Raw genomic sequence first — 20104 nt, forward strand, 5'->3', positions numbered from 1 at the left:
GGCCGCGAGGTATCGGTTCGCGCAACGAAGCGAGGGCTCATGCAAACCCCCACATATCTGTCGGCCGAGCTGCGACTCCCCACCAACTGGCTCGACTACACCATCCTCGGCATCTACTTCCTCGTCGTCCTCGGCATCGGCTTCGCCGCCCGGCGCTCGGTGAAGACCAGTCTCGACTTCTTCCTCTCCGGCCGCTCCCTGCCCGCCTGGGTCACCGGTCTCGCGTTCATCGCGGCCAACCTGGGCGCCACCGAGATCCTGGGCATGGCCGCCAACAGTGCCCAGTACGGCGTCTACACCACGCACTGGTACTGGATCGGCGCCATCCCGGCCATGGTCTTCCTCGGCCTGGTGATGATGCCCTTCTACTACGGCTCCAAGGTCCGTTCGGTCCCCGAGTTCCTGCTGATGCGCTTCGACCGGGCGGCGCACCTGCTCAGTTCGATCCTCTTCGCGTTCGCCGCCATCCTCATCGCCGGCGTCAACCTCTATGCCCTGGCCATCGTCGTCGAGGCGCTGCTGGGCTGGCCGGAGTGGTTGGCGATCGTCGTCGCCGGGTTCTTCGTCCTGGCCTACATCACCCTCGGCGGCCTGTCCTCGGCGATCTACAACGAGGTCCTGCAGTTCTTCGTCATCCTCGCCGCGCTCATCCCGATCACGGTGCTGGGCCTGAAGGAGGTCGGCGGCTGGGACGGCCTGTCCGACTCCCTCACGAAGAGCCACGGCGCGGACTTCATGACGTCCTGGGGCGGCACGGGCATCGGCAGCGACAACCCGCTCGGCGCCAACTGGCTGACGATCGTCCTGGGCCTCGGCTTCGTCCTCTCCTTCGGCTACTGGACGACGAACTTCGCCGAGGTGCAGCGCGCGCTGTCGGCGAAGAACCTCTCGGCAGCCCAGCGCACCCCCCTGATCGCCGCGTTCCCGAAGATCTTCATCGTTTTCCTGGTGATGATCCCGGGCCTGGTCGCCGCGGTCCTGGTGCCGAAGATCGGCACGTCCGGCTCCGACCTCCAGTACAACGACGCCATCCCCTACCTCATGCAACAGCTGCTGCCCAACGGCGTGCTGGGCATCGCCGTCACCGGTCTGCTCGCGGCGTTCATGGCGGGCATGGCGGCGAACGTGTCGTCCTTCAACACCGTGTTCACCACGGACATCTGGGCGAAGTACGTGGTGAAGGGCCGCGAGGACGAGTACTACGTACGCTTCGGCCGGCTCATCACCGCGGTCGGTGTCCTGGCCTCCATCGGCACGGCGTTCCTGGCGCGGTCCTTCTCGAACATCATGGCCTACCTCCAGACGCTGTTCTCCTTCTTCAACGTGCCGATGTTCGTCGTCTTCATCATCGGCATGTTCTGGAAGCGGGCGTCCATGAAGTCCGGCTTCTGGGGACTGCTCGCGGGCACCACCGCCGCGATGGTCAACTACTTCGTCCTCTACAAGCAGGACGTCATCGACATCCCCTCCGACCAGGGGGCCAACTTCGTCTCCGCAATCGCGGGCTTCGTGGCCGGCGCGGTCGTCATGGTGGCGGTGTCGCTGTTCACCGCGCCGAAACCCGCCGAGGAACTGCAGGGGCTGGTCTACGGCACGACCTCGCCCGGTATGGCGGAGCCGCCGGCGCCCGGGGACGAGGCCTGGTACCGCAAGCCGGCGCTGCTGGGCTGGGGCGCGGTCGTCCTGGCCGCGGCCTGCTACATCCCGTTCTCGTTCTGACCGAACCCCACCGAGGAGTGTGATCGCACATGTCCGAGTTCTACTCCGAGAAGGACCTGCAACGGGAAGTCACCGAACTGCAGGGCAAGTCGGCGACCGCCGCACGGCTGTTCGACATCCGGCGGATCATCGGCGGGCTGTTCGTGATCTACGGCGTCATCGTCACGATCGCGGGATTCACGGCGTCCGACGCGGACATCGACAAGGCCGCCGGTGTGAACATCAACCTGTGGACCGGGCTGGGGATGCTGCTGCTGGGCTTGTTCTTCCTGGCATGGCTGAAGCTGAGGCCTGCGGCACCGGCCCCTCCGGGGGTCGAGCCGGAGGACGACGAGCGGGTGGAGTGACCCACCGAGGGCGGACACCCCCCGGCGCGGCCCCGGCCCCCACCCGGCGATTGGCGCAGCCACCCGCACCCCCACCCCGGCGCCACGCGAAGGCGCACACACCCACCCGGGCGTCACGCGAAGGCGCACACACCCACCCGGGCGTCACGCGAAGGCGCGCACCCCACCGGCGTCAGGCCAAGCACCCGCCCGCACCCCCGCCGACGGTCAGACGATCAGACGGCTCACGGCTCACGGCTCCCGCCGCACCGCCCCCGCCCGATCCAGCAACCCCGTCCGCGCCGCCAGCGCCGCCGCCTCCAGACGTGACCCGACGCCCAGTTTCATCAGCACCCGCTGGACATGCGTACGCGCCGTCGACGGTGCGATGCCCATACCCGCCGCGATCAGGCGGGTGTCCTCCCCGTCGGCGACGCGGACCAGCACCTCCACCTCACGCGGCGTGAGCATCTGGAGCAACCGCTGGCCCTCGTCGTCCGGTTGGGCCGCCGGGTTGAGCAACTCGCTGAACGCCCCCTGCAACAGCTGCGGCGCCACCGCCGCCTCCCCCGCCCGCGCCTTCATGATCGCCCGCTCGACACCCTCTATGCGCTCGTCGTGCCGGACGTACCCCGACGCCCCCGCCGCGAACGCCGCAGCGATGCCCCGGGGGCTGGGCACCGGCCCCAGCACCAGCACCGCCACCTGCGGCCGCTCCCGCTTGATCCTCACCACCGGGTCGAAGATCCCCGGCTCGGCCGGCGCCGCCGTCCCCAGCAGGCACACCTCAGGTGCCCGCGTGATCACCAGCTCCGCCGCGCCCGCGGCCGGCGCCGCCGCGGCCAGCACCCGGTGCCCTCGCAGCTTCAGCGCCGAAGCCAGCGCCTCGGCCAGCAATCGGTGGTCGTCGACCACCATGAGCCGCACTCCCATCGAGCAACCCCCCAGTCACCCCAGCCCCCCACGGAAGCCCCCCGGCTCCCCCGCCTTCATGCCCCCGGAAGCTACACGCTTGTTCGACGTTGCGCTCCCCCTACCGGCGAGAATCGCCCCGGATCGCCGATATTCCTCTCATCCCGGGTTGACCGCGCCGAACCCGAGCGGCCCCGCCCCTGAGCAGGGACGGGGCCGTATCAGCCACCAGTCGATCAAGAACCGGTCAGTACCCGGTCAGAGCCCGGTCGCAGCCCGGTCGGAGCGGTCAGCCCGTGCCGAAGCCGACCGCGAGGTACTCCTTCTCCCGCACCGTCGACCGCTTGCTCGCGTACACCTTGGACATGTAAAGGTGCCCGTCTGAGAACAGGAACTCGGAGTACTCCGGCGACATGCTGGTCTCCACGTCGCGGACCGTGCGCGTCGCGGGGTTCCGCAGCAGCATCGTCTCCTTGAAGCTGCCCCCGTCGATGCTCACGACCTGTCCGCCCTTGTCGTACGGGGGACGCTTGTACGCGATCAGGTTGCCGCCGTCCATGCGCAGCGGCGAGATCGTGTAGCCGTCGCCCGCGTCGGCCCGCTGCCCGGTCTGCTTGCCGGTGGCGAGGTCGAAGGCGACGATCTCGTTGGTCTCGCTGTACTTGCCGGTGCCGTCGTGCTCCTCGGTCGGCAGGTACAGCCGGTCGTTGCCGACGGCCAGCAGGTTGCAGGCCTCGACGCGGGTGATGCCCTCGCAACGGGCCGCGAACTGCTCGCCCGGCGCGGAGATGCGTGTGCGCAGCTTGCCGGTCTTGCCGTCGATGGAGAAGAAGTCGGAGATGCCGCTGCCGTCGCCCGCGGAGTCGCCGACGTCGGCGGCCACCACCAGCGGGTTGGTCGACACGATGCTCGCGTACTCGATGCCCTCGGCCATCTTGTACTCGGAGATCACCTTCCCGGACTTCGGGTCGATGGTCTGGATGTGCAGCTGCCGCTGGTCGTAGGAGCCGCACTTGCGCACCGCGACCAGCTTCTCGCCGCCGCCGTAGCCCGCGTCGTAGCAGGAGTCGGCCGGCTTCGGGCTCCACAGGAGCTTGCCGGAGACGTCGAAGGCGGCGCCGCCGCTGGTGCTGCCGACGGCGACGGTCTTCCCGCTGAGGGTGATGTTGTCGAAGTTCATCAACTGGTCACCGGTCTTGACCGTCTTGGTCCACAGCCGCTTGCCGGCGTCGAGGTCGATGAGCGCGAGCTGGCTGCACCCGTGCGAGGGGTCGGCCTTGGTGGGCATCGCCGGCTGGTAGAGGACCGCCGTCAGGTTGTCGTCGGTGACGTGGCGGCTGGCCTGGCAGACCGGGCCGTCCAGCGGGACCTTCCACAGCTCGCCGCCCTTGTCGCGGTCGTAGCCGACGATCTGGGCGATGCCGCTCTTGACGTACGCCTTGTCGGTGAGCCACGAGCCGGAGACGACGACCGTGCTGTCGTTCTTCACCTCGGGCGCCGGGACCTGGAAGAGGACCTTGGCGCTGGGGTCGGACGGTGCCTTCTCCTTGCCGGAGGTGGTGCCGCCGTTGCCGTCGTCCGTGCCGCCGGTGCCGCCGCTCAGGCCGGCGGTGTCGTTCTGCTTGCTCTCGTCCTTGCCGGACGAGGCGTACCAGACGCCGCCGATGATGATCAGGGCGATCGCCACGACCGCGGCGACGATGATCAGCATCTGCGTGCTGAACTTCCCGCCACCGCCCGGCTGTCCGGCCTGCGGCTGGTGCGGCACGGTCTGCTGCGGATAGCCGTAACCGGGCTGCTGCCCATAACCGGGCTGCCCGTAACCGGGCTGCCCGTAAGGCGCCTGCTGCTGCCCGTAAGGCGTCTGCTGCGGCTGCCCGTACGGCCCCGGCTGCTGGCCGGGGTAGCCGTAGCCGGGCGGGGCCTGCGGAGGCTGGGGCGCCGGGGCACCCTGCGGATAGCCGTAACCCTGCGGCGCCTGGGGCGGCGTCTGCGGGGCGGCCGGCGGAGGCGTCTGCGGCGTCTGCGGGGCTGCCGGCGGAGGCGTCTGCGGGGCTGCCGGCGGAGGCGTCTGCGGCGTCTGCGGGGCGGCCGGCGGAGGAGTCTGCGGGGTCTGCGGCGCCTGGGGGTAGCCGTACCCCGGCTCCGGGGCCTTGTCGAGGTTCGGCCCGGCCGCGGGCGGCGGGGTCTGCGGCGGCTGGTCCTGGGGCGGACCGAAGCCGCCCCCCTGCGGGGGCTGCTGGGGCGGCGGGGGCGGCGGCTGGGTCATGGCGTGGGTACCTCGGGGAAGGGGACGGACGACAAAGGGGGTTCGGAGGGAGGAGGAGTCACTTGCCGTAGGCGAGCATCAACTTCTCCTTCGTGTCGTCGTTCCCGCTCAGCCGGGTCGTCGAGATGTAGAAGCGCCCGTCGACCCAGTCGATCTCCTTGGAGAAGAAGCTGTCCTCGATGTCCGCGGCGCCCTCGGGGTTCTGCAGCAGCTTGGACGGCTTGTGGCCGCTGCCGCCGGTGGGGATGGACACGATCTGCCCGCCCGCGTCGTAGGACGGCTCCACGTAGGCGATGAGCTTGCCGCCCTCGGTCTTCACCGGCAGCATCGACTCGTCGGAGGGTGACTTCACACGCCACTTCTCCTTGCCGTTCGCGAGGTTGACCGCGACGATCTCGTTGGCGCCGGAGGTGGCCTCGGTCGGCAGGTACAGCGTGGTGTCGTCGACGGCGACGCCTTCGCAGCCCGTGAGGTCGCGTTCGAGGATGGCCCAGCCGCACTCGGGGGCGAAGTCCTCGTCGAAGCCGACCTGCGAGCGGAACTTGCCGCCGGAGGTGAAGGTGGAGATGTTCCAGGCCTTCTTGTCCGCGTTGGTGCTGTACACGACCAGCGGGCTGACCGAGTAGGTGCGCGCGACCCGCCAGCCCTTGTCGAACGGCTGGGTCCACTTGGCCTTGCCGGTCTTCGGGTCGAGTTCCTGGATCTCGTCGTGCTCCTTGTCGGAGCCGGCGCCGCAGGAGGAGACGGCGATCAGCTTCTCGCCACCGGCGAACGCGGCGGGGAAACAGGCGTTGCCGTACTTCTTCTTGTCGAAGAGCTTGTCACCGTTGGTGACGTCGTACGCCGTGCCGGACTGGGAGCGGCCCACCATCAGCGTCTTGCCGGTGATGGACAGTTCGACGGAGAGCGTGGAGTCGAACAGGGCGCCGTCGGCGACCTGTTCCTTCCAGCCCTTCTCGCCGGTGACGAGGTCGATCTCCTGGAGCTGGTTGCACTTGGCGCGGTCGCTCGCGCCGCTCATGTACGCGACGACGATCTTGTCGTCGGACGTCTTCTGCGGAGTCGTCGCGCAGATCTTCTGCGGGAAGGTGATGGCGTCCCAGGACGGTTTGCCGTCACCGACGTTGTACGCGGACAGCTGCTTGTAGGCGGCCTTCACCGCGGTCTTGTCGGTGATCCACATGCCGTCGGCGTCGGCGCCGGAACCGGGGGCGTCGGGCGCCTCCTTGTACCAGAGGACCTTGGCCTCGCCGGCCTGGCGGCCCGCGTTGAGGTCCTCCGGGTCCTCGCCGCCGTCGCCGCTGCCGTCACCGGGGTTGACCGGGGCGGAGGAGCCGGGCTTGGCGTCGTCGGTCTTCTGGGCGACGGGCTTCTTCTTGCCCTTGCCGTCGTCGCCGGTGACGACCCACACGGTGCCGCCGACCACGAGCAGCGCGGCGACCGCGGCGCCGATGATCAGGGCGGGCTTGCCCTTGAAGGGGTTGTTCGAGCCGCCCCCGGGCGGGGTGCCGGGCGCGCCGGGGTACTGCGGCTGCTGCGGGTAGCCGTAGCCGGGCTGGCCGTACGGGCCCGGCTGCTGCGGCTGGCCGTAGGGGCCGGGCTGCTGCGGCTGGCCGTAGGGGCCGGGGTTGTACGGGCCCGGCTGTCCCGGCTGCCCGTACGGGCCGGGCTGCTGCGGAGGCTGCTGCGGGTAGCCGTACCCCGGCTGCGGCGGGCCCTGCGGGGGCGGCGGCGTCTGGGGCGGGCCCTGGGGCGGCGGCGGGGTCTGCGGTGCTCCGAACCCACCGCCCTGCGGCGGCTGGTTCTGCGGTGCTCCGAAGCCACCGTGCGGCGGCTGACTGGGCGGCTGAGTCATCAGCGGCTCCCCCGTTCGATCACTGATTTTTAGCCACGCCCTGAGATACGAAATGGGCTCAGAGTCGCTTCATAAAGTTCTAAGACGACTCTTTGTATCACCAGGTTCCGACAGCGGCCGGGCCGTCTCACCCCCTGTTCCCAAGGGCGGACCGGCCCGTGATGCCGTCGTTATGCGTCTTCACGCACCCTTCACGCGTCCTCGGCGAGTTCCAGCCAGCGCATCTCGAGTTCCTCGCGCTGACCGGCCAACTCCCGCAGCTCCGCGTCCAGTTCGGCCACCTTCGCGAAGTCCGTTGCGTTTTCGGCGATTTGGGAGTGGAGCTTGGTCTCCTTCTCGGAGACCTTGTCGAGCTGCCGCTCGATCTTCTGGAGCTCCTTCTTGGCGGCGCGCTGGTCGGCGGCGCTCTTCTCCGGCGCGGCGGACTGTTGTTGCGCGGCGGCGGGGGCCGAGGCGGCCGCGGCCTCCTCCATGCGCCGGCGTCGCTCCAGGTACTCGTCGATGCCGCGCGGCAGCATCCGGAGGGCGCCGTCGCCGAGCAGGGCGAAGACCCGGTCGGTGGTGCGCTCGATGAAGAACCGGTCGTGGGAGATGACGATCATGGAGCCGGGCCAGCCGTCGAGCACGTCCTCCAGCTGGTTCAGCGTCTCGATGTCGAGGTCGTTGGTCGGCTCGTCGAGGAAGAGGACGTTGGGCTCGTCCATGAGCAGGCGCAGCAGCTGGAGCCGGCGGCGCTCACCGCCGGACAGGTCGCCGACGGGCGTCCACTGCTTCTCCTTGGTGAAGCCGAACGTCTCGCACAGCTGCCCGGCGGTCATCTCGCGCCCCTTGCCGAGGTCGACGCGCTCGCGCACCTGCTGCACGGCCTCCAGCACACGTGTGGCGGGGTCGAGTTCGGCGACCTCCTGGGAGAGGTAGGCCAGCTTCACCGTCTTGCCGACGCGGACGCGCCCGCCCACGGGCTGGGTCTCGCCGTCGGAGCGCGCGGCCTCGGCCATGGCCCGCAGCAGGGACGTCTTCCCGGCGCCGTTGACGCCGACCAGGCCGATCCGGTCACCGGGCCCGAGCTGCCAGGTGACGTGCTTGAGGAGGACCTTGGGGCCGGCCTGGACGGTGATGTCCTCCAGGTCGAACACCGTCTTGCCCAGCCGGGTGGAGGCGAACTTCATCAGCTCGCTGCTGTCCCGGGGCGGCGGTACGTCCGCGATGAGCTCGTTGGCGGCCTCGACGCGGAAGCGCGGCTTGGACGTACGGGCGGGCGCCCCGCGGCGCAGCCAGGCCAGCTCCTTGCGGACGAGGTTCTGCCGCTTGGCCTCCTCGGTGGCGGCGATGCGCTCGCGCTCGGCCCGGGCGAAGACGTAGTCGGAGTAGCCGCCCTCGTACTCGTAGACGTCACCGCGCTGGACGTCCCACATGCGCGTGCACACCTGGTCGAGGAACCACCGGTCGTGGGTGACGCAGACGAGGGCCGACCTGCGCTTCTGCAGATGGCCGGCCAGCCAGGCGATGCCCTCGACGTCGAGGTGGTTGGTGGGCTCGTCCAGGACGAGCAGGTCCTGCTCCTCGATGAGCAGCTTGGCCAGCGCGATCCGGCGCCGCTCACCGCCGGAGAGCGGGCCGATGACGGTGTCCAGTCCCTTGGGGAAGCCGGGCAGGTCGAGCCCGCCGAACAGGCCTGTGAGCACGTCCCTGACCTTGGCGTCGCCCGCCCACTCGTGGTCGGCCATGTCGCCGATGACCTCGTGGCGGACGGTGGCCTCGGGGTCGAGGGAGTCGTGCTGGGTGAGTACGCCGAGGCGGAGCCCGCCGGAGTGCGTGACCCGCCCGGTGTCGGCGCTCTCCTGCTTGGCGAGCATGCGGATGAGCGTGGTCTTGCCGTCGCCGTTGCGGCCGACGACACCGATGCGGTCCCCTTCGGAGACGCCGAGGGAGACGCCGTCGAGCAGGGCGCGGGTGCCGTACACCTTGCTGACGTTCTCGACATTGACCAGGTTGACGGCCATTACTCTCCTGCCAAGGGGGATGGATCGACCCCCAGGGTAGTCGCGCGCGGGGGTGCTCCGGCCGGGGCGGTCAGCCGCCGTCCGCCGCCTCCCGGCGGCGCTGGTAGCGCGACACGTCCATCAGCCGCTCGTCGAACGGCAGCTCCGGATCGACGGGGCCGATCCGGTGCTCGGCCTCCACACAGCGCGGGTCGTCGCGCACGGCCAGGCCGGACACCGCGCAGATGCGGATCATCTGCCGTTCGTCATGGGTGAGCGCGAGCAGCGTGTCTCCCACCTCGGGCTCGGGTCCCCGGTGGTGCGCGAGCCAGTGGCACAGCGCCTCGCGTACGCCGGCGTCCTCGTCATGGGCCAGGGTGAGCACCGCGGTGAGGCTCTCGGTGTGGTGCAGGGTCTCCGGCACCAGGGCGCGCACCGCCGGGTTCGGGTGAGAGAGGTACGACAGCCCGACGGCCTCGATCTCCGGGGCGCTGTCGTGGGTCATCGCGTGCAGGAGAACCGCCAGCACCTCCGGGTCCTCCTCCTGTTCCGCCCAGGGCACGAGCTCCCGCCCCCGTTCCCAGAACGGCTGGCCGCCCTTGACGACGTCTCCGAGGATCAGGGACAGCAGGAGGTCGGCGGCGAGCAGGCGGTGCAGCCGGTCGGGGTGGTTGAGCAGGTCCCGGCTCCACAGCCAGGTCTCCTCGTCGATCCGCCGGCCGAGCGTGAACACGACGTCGCACCACACGACGTGGTTCCGGTCGGGGTGGGCGAGGGCGCGCGCGACCAGTTCGTCGAAGGGGGTGCGGATGCCGTACAGGGCCTCCATGGACGTGAGGACGGCCCGGTGCTCGTCGCGCACGGTCACGGGGCCGAGCGTGAGCTGCTCGCACCACCAGCCGACCTCGTCGTCCTCGACCCGGACACGTTCGATGGGCCCGGTGAGGCCGGTGAGGCGGCGCAGCTCGGCCTCCGCGCCCGCTTCGGCCCACCGCCGGGCCCGGGCCAGCAGGTCCGCGCGCGCCGGTGCCGGGAGCGGGATCCGGCTGGTGGCGAGCGCGTACGTCAGCGAGTGCGACCCGCCTTCCACCGCCCGCGTCAACGGGGTGCTCCCGTCGGGCAGCCGGCGCAGGGGGTCGGCACCTGCTTGCAGCAGCGCATCGGCGACGGGTTCGTCGTACGCCGCCACCGCCAGGCAGAGGACCGGCAGGCCCTCGGCGAGGGTGTCGGGGTCGGCCCCGGACTCCAGCAGCGCCGTGACCTCGGCCACGTCCTTGCGCCGTACGGCCGCGACCAGTTCTCTCACGCTCATGTCTCCCCCCGTCGAATCGACTGGGGGAGCCTAGGCGCCCGGCAGCGGCCGGGGCACGCGATTAACCGGCGGCTGCCACCGTCGCCCCGGGCGCCGGGCCCGACGCCGTACGCACCGTCCGGCACGTGCCGGACGCCAGCAGGGCCTGCGCCACCGCGGCGGCCGACTCCGGGTCGCGGACCAGGAACGCGGTGGTCGGTCCGGAGCCCGAGACGAGCGCGGTGAGGGCACCCGCCGCCCGGCCCGCGGCCAGGGTGCCGGCGAGTTCCGGGAAGAGGGAGAGGGCGGCGGGCTGGAGGTCGTTGGAGACGGCGGCGGCAAGCGCGTCCGGGTCGCCCTTGGCGAGGGCGGCGAGGAGTTCCTGGGAGGCGACGGGCTCGGGGATGTCCGTGCCCTCGCCGAGCCGGTCGAACTCGCGGAACACCGCCGGGGTGGACAGGCCACGCGCGGCCATCGCGAACACCCAGTGGAAGGTGCCGCCGGTCTCCAGGGGCGTCAGCCGCTCGCCCCGCCCGATGCCGAGGGCGGCACCGCCGACCAGGCTGAACGGCACGTCGCTGCCCAGCTCGGCGCAGATCTCCAGGAGTTCGTCACGGGAGGCGCCGGTCTGCCACAGCGCGTCGCAGGCCACCAGGGCGCCGGCGCCGTCCGCGCTGCCGCCCGCCATGCCTCCGGCGACGGGAATGTCCTTGGCGATGTGGATGTGGACGCCGGGGCTGCGGCCGTACCGCCCGGCGAGTGCCTCGGCGGCCCGCGCCGCCAGGTTCGTGCGGTCCAGGGGGACCTGGTCGGCGTCCGGGCCGTCGCAGGTGACGCGGAGCTCGTCGGCCGGGGTGACGGTGATCTCGTCGTAGAGGCCGACCGCGAGGAAGACGTTGGCGAGGTCGTGGAAGCCGTCGGGGCGGGCGGCGCCGACCGCCAGCTGGACGTTGACCTTGGCCGGGACGCGGACCGTGACGCTCACGCGGGCTCCTTCTCCTGGTGCCGGTCCGCCTTGTGCTCGGCGATCCGCGCGAACTCTTCCACGGTCAGCGACTCGCCCCGGGCCTGCGGCGAGACCCCGGCGGCGACCAGGGCCTCCTCGGCGGCGGCGGCCGACCCGGCCCAGCCGGAGAGGGCGGCCCGCAGCGTCTTGCGGCGCTGGGCGAACGCCGCGTCGACGACGGCGAACACCTCGCGCTTGGCGGCCGTCGTCTTCAGCGGCTCGCTCCGGCGGACCAGGGAGACCAGGCCGCTGTCGACGTTGGGCGCGGGCCAGAACACGTTCCGCCCGATGGCACCGGCGCGCTTGACCTCGGCGTACCAGTTGGCCTTGACCGAAGGGACGCCGTAGACCTTCGAGCCGGGCGGGGCGGCGAGCCGGTCGGCGACCTCCGCCTGGACCATGACGAGGGTGCGCTCGATGGTCGGGAAGGTGTCGAGCATGTGCAGCAGCACCGGGACGGCCACGTTGTAGGGGAGGTTGGCGACCAGCGCGGTCGGGGCGGGGCCCGGCAGCTCGGTGACGTGCATGGCGTCCGAGTGGACCAGGGCGAACCGGTCGGCGCGTTCGGGCATGCGGGCCGTGATGGTCGCGGGCAGCGCCCCGGCGAGCACGTCGTCGATCTCCACCGCCGTGACCCGGTCGGCGACCTCCAGCAGCGCGAGGGTGAGCGATCCGAGCCCCGGGCCGACCTCGACGACCACGTCGTCGGGGCGGACCTGTGCGGTGCGGACGATCCGGCGGACGGTGTTCGCGTCGATCACGAAGTTCTGTCCGCGTTGCTTGGTCGGGCGTACGCCGAGGGCTGCCGCGAGCTCGCGGATGTCGGCGGGGCCCAGGAGGGCGTCGGGGGTGGGGCTGCTGGTCACGGGACAAGGGTACGGGGGGTTGCGCCGGCGCCTACCCGTGCAGCCGTCCCCCGCAGTGCGGCCACGGACTGGCTCCTCGCCGCACATAGAGCTTCTTCGCCCGGTACGTCTGTTCCGCGGCCGGGGCGTCCTGGGGACGGCCGCTGCCGCCGAGGGCCTGCCAGGTCCGGGTGTCGAACTGGTACAGGCCGCCGTAGGTGCCCGAGGAGTCGACCGCGTCGGGCCGGCCGCCGGACTCGCAGGCCGCGAGGCCCTGCCAGTCGAGGTGATCGGCGCCCTGCACGGACGCCGGGCGCTGCTTGGTACCGACCTTGACCAGTTGCGCGCGCGGCTCGCGCACCAGCTCGGACCTGATCCGGCGCGGCTTCTGCGGGACTCCGTTGACCGTACGCAGGGCGAAGGTGACCCGGCGCAGTCCCGGCTCGCCCGCCCGCTCCACGACCTCCGTGCCCCGGAACAGGGTCGGGTCCTCCGTCCGCCGCACCTGGAAGGGGATCGGCTCCTCGCGGACCTCCCTGCCGCCGGTGATCCGCAGCACCGTCACGGTCTGCCCGTCGCGCGGGAAGCCGCCCTGCGGGACCGAGGTGGTGTCCTGGCCGTGCAGGGTGATACCCGCCTCCTCGACGGCCTCCCGAACGGTCGCCGCGTTGGTGCGCACCGTGCGGGCGCGGCCGTCCGCCATGATCGTGACCGTGCGCTCGGTCCGCACGTCCAGGGAGAGCCCCCCGCGTCCGATGCGCCGGGAGCGCGATGTGGACACGTACGCGCCTTCTTGTCGCACACCGAGCTGCCGCAGCGCTCCGGCCACCGTGTGGGCGGTGGTCCACACCTCGCGCCGGTGTCCGTCGAGGGTGAGCCGCACGGGACGGGCGAAGTGCACGGCGACCTCGTCGCCGCTGCTGATCCGCGTGCCGGGGCCGGGCGCCACCACGTCGTGGGCGCCGACCTCGACACCCTCGTCCGCCAGCAGCTCGGTGACGTCGTCGGCGAAGGTGTGCAGCGTGCGGGCCCTGCCGTCGACGTTCAGCTCGATCGCCTTGTCCTTGGCGACGAACGCCGTGGTGCCGCCCGCCAGGAAGGCGACGACGAGGGCCTGCGGGAGCAGCCGCCGCATGGGGCTGTCCGGGCGCTCGGCGTAGCGCGTCTTGCGCCGGCGCGTGGACCTGCGGTGCGAGCCGGTGCGCGCCGCGGCTCGCGCCCCGGCGCGTGCTCCCGGACCCGGGTCGGGGTGCCCTGCGGGCCCGGACGCGGGCTCGTCGTCCGGAGTGCCCTGCCGGGGCAGCGCGGGCAGGGTCGGTGCCTCGTAGGCGGGCCGGTAGGTGTCCGCGTAGGCGCCGGGTGGCGCCGGTCTGCCGTGGGCGAGGGTCTCGGCGCCGTGCGGATCGGCCGGCGCCACGTCGAACCCGCCGTACACCGGGTCGGCGTAGGCGGGGCCATACGTCTCGTACGTCTCGTACGCCTTGTATGTCTCATACGCCTCGTACGTCTCGTACCGCGAGTTGCTCACGCCGACACGCTCCAGTTGCCGGAGGGGGTCCAGAGGGGTCCGGATAGGGCCCCCAGAACCTAGCGGAGCGATCGTCACTCTCCAAAGCGACGCGGCTACGCACAGTCGTGCGGTGAGGTGGGCGGCGGGGTCAGTAGTCGAACGCGCGTGCCGTGTTCGCGCCGAGGGCCGTGGCCAGCGTGTCCTCGTCGACGCCGCGTACCTCGGCCATGGCCCGCACGGTGATCGGCACGAGGTAGGGGGCGTTGGGCCGCCCCCGGTAGGGCGCCGGGGTGAGGAAGGGCGCGTCGGTCTCCACGAGGAGGAGCTCCAGCGGGGCCACCGCCACCGCGTCCCGCAGGTTCTGGGCGTTCTTGAAGGTGACGTTGCCGGCGAAGGACATGAAGTAGCCCGCGCTCGCGCAGATCGCGGCCATCTCGGCGTCGCCGGAGTAGCAGTGGAAGACGGTCCGCTCGGGGGCGCCCTCCTCCTTCAGCACGCGCAGGACGTCGGCGTGGGCCTCGCGGTCGTGGATGACCAGGGCCTTGCCATGCCGCTTGGCGATCTCGATGTGGGCGCGGAAGGAACGCTCCTGCGCCTCCTTGCCCTCGGGCCCGGTGCGGAAGTAGTCGAGGCCGGTCTCGCCGACGCCCTTGACCTGCTCCAGCGCGGCCAGCCGGTCGATCTCGGCGAGGGCGTCGTCCAGGGCGGCCTGACCTCCTGGTTCGCGGGCACCCTGTCGCGACCACCCGTCGGGGTCGCCGTGCACGATCCTGGGCGCCTCGTTCGGGTGCAGGGCGACCGTCGCGTGGACGGCGTCGTGGGCCGCCGCCGTCTCGGCCGCCCAGCGGGAGCCCTTGAGGTCGCAGCCGACCTGCACGACCGTCGTCACTCCGACCGACGCCGCCTTCGCCAGCGCCTCCTCGACCGTGCCGGACTGCATGTCCAGGTGGGTGTGGGAGTCGGCGACCGGCACCCGGAGGGGCTCCGGGAGGGGCGGGGCCGCGTTCTTGTCCGGGCGGCCGGAGGTGTTCGAAGGCATGCCCCGATCCTACGAAAGCGGTACGCCCTCCCCGGTGGGGGAGGACCGGGGAGGGCGTCGACAAGGGGAGCCGGACGGGTCAGCTCGCCTTGCGCTGGAAGGGGTGCAGCAGGTCGGACAGGTGCCAGTGGTGGTGCTCGCCCTGCTCCTGATCGGCCGTCGCCCCGGCCTCGGCGGCCGCGGTGGGCCCCTCCACGGGCCCGGCGGGAGGCGGCACGCGGTGGCTCGGGTGAGCCGCGTCTCGCGCCGACGCGACCCGCCCGGGCCGCATGATCCGCACGACCTGGCTGTCGCAGTTGTGGCACTCGGGCTTGCTCAACGGGGAGGGCACCACCTTGCCGTCGGCCACGTAGAGGACGAACTCGTGACCCGCGGCGTCCGTGTGGTGCTCTATCTCGTACGACTGCTCCCAGCCGTGCCCGCACCGCATGCAGGCGAAGGAGTAGGACTCGTTGACGACTGCGCTCGCACCGGCGCGGAGCCCGGTCTGCCCTGCGATCTCACTCATGCCAGCTCCTGTTGGTCCGCTGTGGCGTGAGGACGGTTCCGTCCCCGCACCCCAGTGGACTCCCCGGCCGGACCGATGGCAGCAGACCTGTCGACTGTTGGCCCCGATTTGGGCGTCCCTTGCCCCTGCACCCCTTGCGCTTTGCCCACCCATGGGGCGCACGCTCATTCGACATGCGCCCTGCTCAGAAGGTGTTCAGCGTCTCCTCAGGAGCGCCCCGTCAGGGGCGCGGGTCCGCATCCATGTGCGGCTCCGCCGCAGGGGCGCGATCAACCTCACACAACGCGCACCCCGCCAAGCACTCCGGCCCCCACCCCGAACCCGGCTACGGAGCGGCATTCTTCGCGGCGACCACGGCATCGAACACAACCCTCTTCGGCACACCGGCCTCCACCGCCACCGCGGCGATCGCCTCCTTGCGCCGCTCCCCGGCCTCCTCCCGCACCCGGACCCGCCGCACCAGTTCCTCCGGCCCGACCTCCTCGGGCCCCTTCTCCGGCGCGCCCTCCACGACGACGGTGATCTCCCCGCGCACGCCCTCCGCGGCCCACGCGGCCAGCTCCCCCAGCCCGCCCCGCCGGACCTCCTCGTACGTCTTGGTCAGCTCCCGGCACACCGCGGCGCGCCGCTGCGCCCCGAACACCTCGGCCATGGCCGACAGCGTGTCGTCGAGCCGGTGGGGAGCCTCGAAGTAGACGAGCGTCCGCCGCTCTTCGGCGACCTCCCGCAGCCGCCCCAGCCGCTCCCCCGCCTTGCGCGGCAGGAACCCCTCGAAGCAGAACCGGTCGACGGGCAGCCCGGACAGCGCGAGCGCGGTGAGCACCGCGGACGGCCCGGGCACGGCGGTGACCGGCACGTCCCTCTCGACCGCGGCGGCCACCAGCCGGTACCCCGGGTCGGACACCGACGGCATCCCCGCGTCCGTGACGAGCAGCACCCGCGCCCCGCCCACCAGCTCCTCGACCAGCTCCGGCGTCCGGGCGGACTCGTTGCCCTCGAAGTACGACACCACCCGGCCCTTGGGGGTGACGCCGAGCGCCTGGGTCAGCCGGCGCAGCCGCCGCGTGTCCTCGGCGGCGACGACGTCGGCTCCGGCCAGTTCCTCGGCGAGCCGGGGCGGGGCGTCCGCGATGTCGCCGATGGGGGTGCCTGCGAGTACGAGGGTTCCGATCACGCCCCCATCCTCCCAGGGGCGGCGGGTGGGGACTCCTCCCAGGGGCGGAGGATGCGGACGCATACGGCCATGCACGGGACTCACACAGAACGGTTCCCTACGATGGCGCGGTGACCAGTACCGCGTCCTCCACGGACACCCGTCAGGGCCAGGCACCGCTCGACCAGCGGCCGTCCTGGCAGCAGCGGCTGCGCCGCTTCGGCTACCAGGGGCAGCCCGGAAGCGACGCCCGCGACGTCCGTGACCGCCTTGTGCCGCCGTACACCGAGCCCTCCCCGCGTCTGTGGGCGGCGCTCGGCGTCCCGCACACGCTCGCGGGCCGGCTCGTGCGCTGGTCGGGCTGGATCGGCCCGCTGCTCGTCACGCTGCTGGCCGGGGTGCTGCGGTTCTGGAACCTGGGCAGCCCCAGGGCGGTGATATTCGACGAGACGTACTACGCCAAGGACGCCTGGGCGCTGGTCCACCGCGGGTTCGAGGTCAACTGGGCCAAGAACGCCAACGACCTGCTCCTGTCGTCGGGCGGGAACGTGAAGCTCCCCACCGACGCGGCGTACGTCGTGCACCCGCCGGTCGGCAAGTACGTCATCGGACTCGGCGAGCTGATGTTCGGGTTCGATCCCTTCGGCTGGCGGTTCATGACGGCGCTGCTCGGCACGCTGTCCGTGCTGCTGCTGTGCCGGATCGGCCGCCGCCTGTTCCGCTCCACCTTCCTTGGGTGTCTCGCGGGCGCGCTGATGGCGGTGGACGGCCTGCACTTCGTGATGAGCCGCACGGCACTGCTCGACGGCGTGCTGATGTTCTTCGTGCTGGCCGCCTTCGGCTGTCTGCTCGTCGACCGGGACAAGGCCCGCGCGAAGCTCGCCGCCGCGCTGCCGCTGGACGAGGGCGGCAGGGCCCGGCCCGACCGGCACACCGCCGAGACGGCCCGCCTGGGATGGCGCCCCTGGCGCTGGGCGGCGGGCCTGATGCTGGGCCTGGCCATCGGCACGAAGTGGAACGGCCTCTACATCCTGGCCGCGTTCTGCCTGATGGCGGTGTTGTGGGACGTCGGATCGCGGCGGGTCGCCGGGGCCCGGCACCCGTACGCGGCGGTGTTCAAGCGCGACACGGGCCTCGCGTTCCTCGCCACCGTCCCGGTCGCCCTGGTCACCTACCTGCTGTCCTGGACCGGCTGGATCCTCTCCGCCACGAACGGCTCCGGCGGCTACTACCGCAACTGGGCCGCGACCAGCGGCAAGGGCGGCAGCTGGACGTTCCTGCCCGACTGGCTGCGCAGCCTGTGGCACTACGAGCACCAGGTGTACGAGTTCCACGTCGGCCTGTCGTCGCCGCACACGTACCAGTCCAACCCGTGGAGCTGGCTCGTGCTGGGCCGGCCGGTGTCGTACTTCTACGAGTCTCCGGCCCCCGGCAAGGACGGCTGCCCCGCCGACGCCGGCGAGAAGTGCGCCCGCGAGGTCCTCGCGCTCGGCACGCCGCTGCTGTGGTGGGTCGCCTGCTTCGCGGTCCTCTACGTCCTGTGGCGCTGGCTCTTCCGCCGCGACTGGCGCGCGGGCGCCATCGCCTGCGGCATCGCGGCGGGCTACCTGCCCTGGTTCATGTACCAGGAGCGCACGATCTTCTTCTTCTACGCCGTCGTTTTCCTGCCGTTCCTGTGCCTGGCGGTGGCGATGCTGCTCGGCGCGATCATCGGCCCGCCCCGCTCCTCCGACACCCGCCGCGTCGCGGGCGCCACTGCAGCGGGCGTCCTGGTCCTCCTGATCACCTGGAACTTCATCTACTTCTGGCCGCTGTACACGGGCCAGGCCATCCCGATCGACGACTGGCGGTCGCGGATGTGGCTGGATACGTGGGTCTGATCTGTGTTCGGTCAAAAATCGAAACGCCCGTCCCGTCAGTAACCGCTTACGCATAGAGTGCTCCCGGGATTCGAGCTTTCTGAACGCGTTCAAGGGGGCGCGGAAGGCTCAACGGGGAGGGGACGTCCCGATGGGCAAGGGGGTCAGAGCCGCCGTCATAGGCGGGGTGTTCGCGGTGATGGTGGGCGGGGCCGGGTACGGCGCCTACAACATCGTGAGCGCCTTGAGCGGTGACGGCGGCGGCGCGGGCGGAGTCGCCGCGGAGAAACGGACGGGGCCGCCCGGCAAGGACGAGGTCAAGGAGACCACGGCCGCGTTCTTCAAGGCCTGGCAGACGGGAGCGTCCGCGAAGGCGGCGTCGTACACCAACAACGACGCGGCCGCCGAGCAGCTGTTCAGTGCTTTCGCCGACGACGCGCACATCACCGAAGTGAAGATCACGCCGGGCCCGGCGAAGGGCACCACCGTGCCGTACACGGTGAAGGCGAAGGTGGCCTACGACGGAAAGTCCAAGCCGCTGAACTACCGGAGCGAGCTCAAGGTCGTGCGCGGGCTCACCACGGGGCGGGCACTCGTCGACTGGCAGCCGTCCGTCGTGCACCCCGGGCTGAAGAAGGACGACACCCTCGTCACCGAGCAGTCGGCCACGCCGCCCATCGAGGCCGTCGGCCGCGACGGCTCGGAGCTGACCAAGGAGAAGTACCCCTCCCTCGGCCCGATCCTGGACGCCCTGCGCGACAAGTACGGCGAGCAGGCCGGCGGCACGCCCGGCATCGAGCTGGTCGTCCGGCACGACGGCAACGGCGCGCCCGACACCCCGCTGCTCACCCTCGCCGAGGGCAAGCCGGGCAAGCTCACCACCACGATCAGCCCGGGCGCGCAGGCGGCCGCCGAGAAGGCGGTCAAGCGGTTCGCCCAGTCGTCGGTGGTCGCCGTGAAGCCCAGCACCGGCGAAGTACTGGCCGTGGCCAACAACCGCACGGACGGCTTCAACGCGGCCTTCGAGGGCCGGTCGGCGCCCGGCTCCACCATGAAGATCATCACCGCTGCGATGCTCATCGACAACGGCGTGACCTCGATGAACGGCCCGGCGCCCTGTCCCGACACCGCCGTGTGGCAGAGCCAGACGTTCAAGAACCTGACCGGCATGAAGCCCGATGAGAACGCCACGCTGGCCAGCAGCTTCATGCGGTCCTGCAACACCGCCTTCATCAAACTCATCGACGAGAAGCCGCTCACGGACGCCTCGCTGACCCAGGAGGCCGAGGACCGCTTCGGGCTGGGACGGGACAACTGGAAGGCCGGCATCGTGTCCTTCGACGGCAGCGTGCCCGCGGTCGACGGGCCGGACCGGGCGGCGGGCGCCATCGGGCAGGGCCAGGTCCAGATGAGCCCGCTGAACATGGCCTCGGTCACCGCGACCGCCATCACCGGGGCGTTCCGCCAGCCCTACCTGGTCTCGCCGAAGCTGGACGGCCGGGAGCCGGCACAGGCCGAGGGCCTGCGGCCGAGCACCGCCGCCCAGCTCAAGCAGATGATGCGGCTCACGGCCACGCAGGGCACCGCCATGAACGCCATGCGCGGACTCGGCGGCGACATCGGCGCCAAGACCGGTTCCGCCGAGGTCGACGGCAACGCCAAGTCCAACAGCTGGTTCACCGGGTTCCGGAACGACATCGCGGCGGCGGCCATGACCGAGCAGGGCGGCCACGGCGGCGACGCGGCCGGGCCGATTGTCGCAGCCGTGCTACGAACAGGTGGCTGATCTCACCTTCGAGGAACGGGACTCTAGGGTGGTGGCCGTCGTTG

15 protein-coding genes are annotated in these 20104 nt (G+C 71.5%); 4 read left to right on the forward strand and 11 right to left on the reverse strand.

Annotation, left to right across the window (positions count from 1 at the left end):
* Nucleotides 1-39: 39 nt before the first annotated feature.
* Nucleotides 40-1719, forward strand: coding sequence for a sodium:solute symporter family protein (locus tag ACZ7EG_RS14985; protein ID WP_471077524.1), 1680 nt, complete (start codon nt 40-42; stop codon nt 1717-1719).
* Between the two features lie 29 nt (nt 1720-1748).
* Nucleotides 1749-2066: a hypothetical protein gene (locus ACZ7EG_RS14990; RefSeq protein WP_471077527.1), complete on the forward strand. Its 318-nt coding sequence runs from the start codon at nt 1749-1751 to the stop codon at nt 2064-2066.
* A 231-nt stretch (nt 2067-2297) separates the two neighbouring features.
* Here ACZ7EG_RS14990 and ACZ7EG_RS14995 read toward each other — a convergent pair whose 3' ends face one another.
* From ACZ7EG_RS14995 to rsmI, 11 genes are all read right to left on the reverse strand, one after another.
* Nucleotides 2298-2978, reverse strand: a complete 681-nt coding sequence (locus ACZ7EG_RS14995) for a helix-turn-helix transcriptional regulator (protein ID WP_471077530.1) — start codon at nt 2976-2978, stop codon at nt 2298-2300.
* Nucleotides 2979-3246: 268 nt separating this feature from the next.
* On the reverse strand, nt 3247-5226 hold the full coding sequence (locus ACZ7EG_RS15000) for an outer membrane protein assembly factor BamB family protein (protein WP_471077533.1): 1980 nt from the start codon (nt 5224-5226) through the stop codon (nt 3247-3249).
* A 58-nt stretch (nt 5227-5284) separates the two neighbouring features.
* Nucleotides 5285-7081 carry an outer membrane protein assembly factor BamB family protein gene (locus ACZ7EG_RS15005; protein ID WP_471077536.1) on the reverse strand — a complete coding sequence of 599 codons (1797 nt, stop codon included), beginning with the start codon at nt 7079-7081 and terminating at the stop codon, nt 5285-5287.
* A 191-nt stretch (nt 7082-7272) separates the two neighbouring features.
* On the reverse strand, nt 7273-9084 hold the full coding sequence (locus ACZ7EG_RS15010; RefSeq protein WP_471077539.1) for an ABC-F family ATP-binding cassette domain-containing protein: 1812 nt from the start codon (nt 9082-9084) through the stop codon (nt 7273-7275).
* Between the two features lie 70 nt (nt 9085-9154).
* Nucleotides 9155-10375 carry a hypothetical protein gene (locus ACZ7EG_RS15015; protein WP_471077542.1) on the reverse strand — a complete coding sequence of 407 codons (1221 nt, stop codon included), beginning with the start codon at nt 10373-10375 and terminating at the stop codon, nt 9155-9157.
* Nucleotides 10376-10436: 61 nt separating this feature from the next.
* Nucleotides 10437-11339, reverse strand: a complete 903-nt coding sequence (locus ACZ7EG_RS15020; protein WP_471077545.1) for a 4-(cytidine 5'-diphospho)-2-C-methyl-D-erythritol kinase — start codon at nt 11337-11339, stop codon at nt 10437-10439.
* A complete protein-coding gene (gene rsmA / locus ACZ7EG_RS15025) occupies nt 11336-12226 on the reverse strand; it encodes a 16S rRNA (adenine(1518)-N(6)/adenine(1519)-N(6))-dimethyltransferase RsmA (protein WP_471077548.1) in 891 nt (296 codons plus the stop codon). The genes ACZ7EG_RS15020 and rsmA overlap by 4 nt, the downstream gene beginning before the upstream one ends.
* 31 nt (nt 12227-12257) lie before the next feature.
* Entirely contained in the window at nt 12258-13733 is a 1476-nt protein-coding gene (locus tag ACZ7EG_RS15030) for a ubiquitin-like domain-containing protein (RefSeq protein WP_471077551.1), read from the reverse strand.
* 130 nt (nt 13734-13863) lie between these two features.
* Nucleotides 13864-14754, reverse strand: coding sequence for a TatD family hydrolase (locus tag ACZ7EG_RS15035; protein ID WP_471077554.1), 891 nt, complete (start codon nt 14752-14754; stop codon nt 13864-13866).
* A 79-nt stretch (nt 14755-14833) separates the two neighbouring features.
* Nucleotides 14834-15262, reverse strand: coding sequence for a hypothetical protein (locus ACZ7EG_RS15040; RefSeq protein ID WP_471077557.1), 429 nt, complete (start codon nt 15260-15262; stop codon nt 14834-14836).
* Between the two features lie 325 nt (nt 15263-15587).
* Nucleotides 15588-16436 (reverse strand): 16S rRNA (cytidine(1402)-2'-O)-methyltransferase, encoded by an 849-nt coding sequence (rsmI, locus tag ACZ7EG_RS15045; protein ID WP_471077560.1) that lies wholly within the window; start codon nt 16434-16436, stop codon nt 15588-15590.
* Between the two features lie 110 nt (nt 16437-16546).
* On the opposite strand from rsmI, the gene ACZ7EG_RS15050 reads away from it, so the two are divergent.
* Together ACZ7EG_RS15050 and ACZ7EG_RS15055 are read left to right on the forward strand one after the other, a co-directional pair.
* Nucleotides 16547-18295 (forward strand): dolichyl-phosphate-mannose--protein mannosyltransferase, encoded by a 1749-nt coding sequence (locus tag ACZ7EG_RS15050; protein WP_471077563.1) that lies wholly within the window; start codon nt 16547-16549, stop codon nt 18293-18295.
* A gap of 130 nt (nt 18296-18425) precedes the next feature.
* Nucleotides 18426-20060: a penicillin-binding transpeptidase domain-containing protein gene (locus ACZ7EG_RS15055; protein WP_471077566.1), complete on the forward strand. Its 1635-nt coding sequence runs from the start codon at nt 18426-18428 to the stop codon at nt 20058-20060.
* The last annotated feature ends 44 nt before the right edge of the window (nt 20061-20104 follow it).

It is taken from the genome of Streptomyces sp. NPDC037100 (assembly GCF_055606225.1).

What these genes read in the sequence shown, in the direction of transcription:
- ACZ7EG_RS14985 (WP_471077524.1), top strand. Translation starts at nt 40, where the DNA reads ATGCAAACCCCCACATATCTGTCGGCCGAGCTGCGACTCCCCACCAAC.
- ACZ7EG_RS14990 (WP_471077527.1), top strand. Translation starts at nt 1,749, where the DNA reads ATGTCCGAGTTCTACTCCGAGAAGGACCTGCAACGGGAAGTCACCGAA.
- ACZ7EG_RS14995 (WP_471077530.1), bottom strand. Translation starts at nt 2,978, where the DNA reads ATGGGAGTGCGGCTCATGGTGGTCGACGACCACCGATTGCTGGCCGAG.
- ACZ7EG_RS15000 (WP_471077533.1), bottom strand. Translation starts at nt 5,226, where the DNA reads ATGACCCAGCCGCCGCCCCCGCCGCCCCAGCAGCCCCCGCAGGGGGGC.
- ACZ7EG_RS15005 (WP_471077536.1), bottom strand. Translation starts at nt 7,081, where the DNA reads ATGACTCAGCCGCCCAGTCAGCCGCCGCACGGTGGCTTCGGAGCACCG.
- ACZ7EG_RS15010 (WP_471077539.1), bottom strand. Translation starts at nt 9,084, where the DNA reads ATGGCCGTCAACCTGGTCAATGTCGAGAACGTCAGCAAGGTGTACGGC.
- ACZ7EG_RS15015 (WP_471077542.1), bottom strand. Translation starts at nt 10,375, where the DNA reads ATGAGCGTGAGAGAACTGGTCGCGGCCGTACGGCGCAAGGACGTGGCC.
- ACZ7EG_RS15035 (WP_471077554.1), bottom strand. Translation starts at nt 14,754, where the DNA reads ATGCCTTCGAACACCTCCGGCCGCCCGGACAAGAACGCGGCCCCGCCC.
- ACZ7EG_RS15040 (WP_471077557.1), bottom strand. Translation starts at nt 15,262, where the DNA reads ATGAGTGAGATCGCAGGGCAGACCGGGCTCCGCGCCGGTGCGAGCGCA.
- ACZ7EG_RS15055 (WP_471077566.1), top strand. Translation starts at nt 18,426, where the DNA reads ATGGGCAAGGGGGTCAGAGCCGCCGTCATAGGCGGGGTGTTCGCGGTG.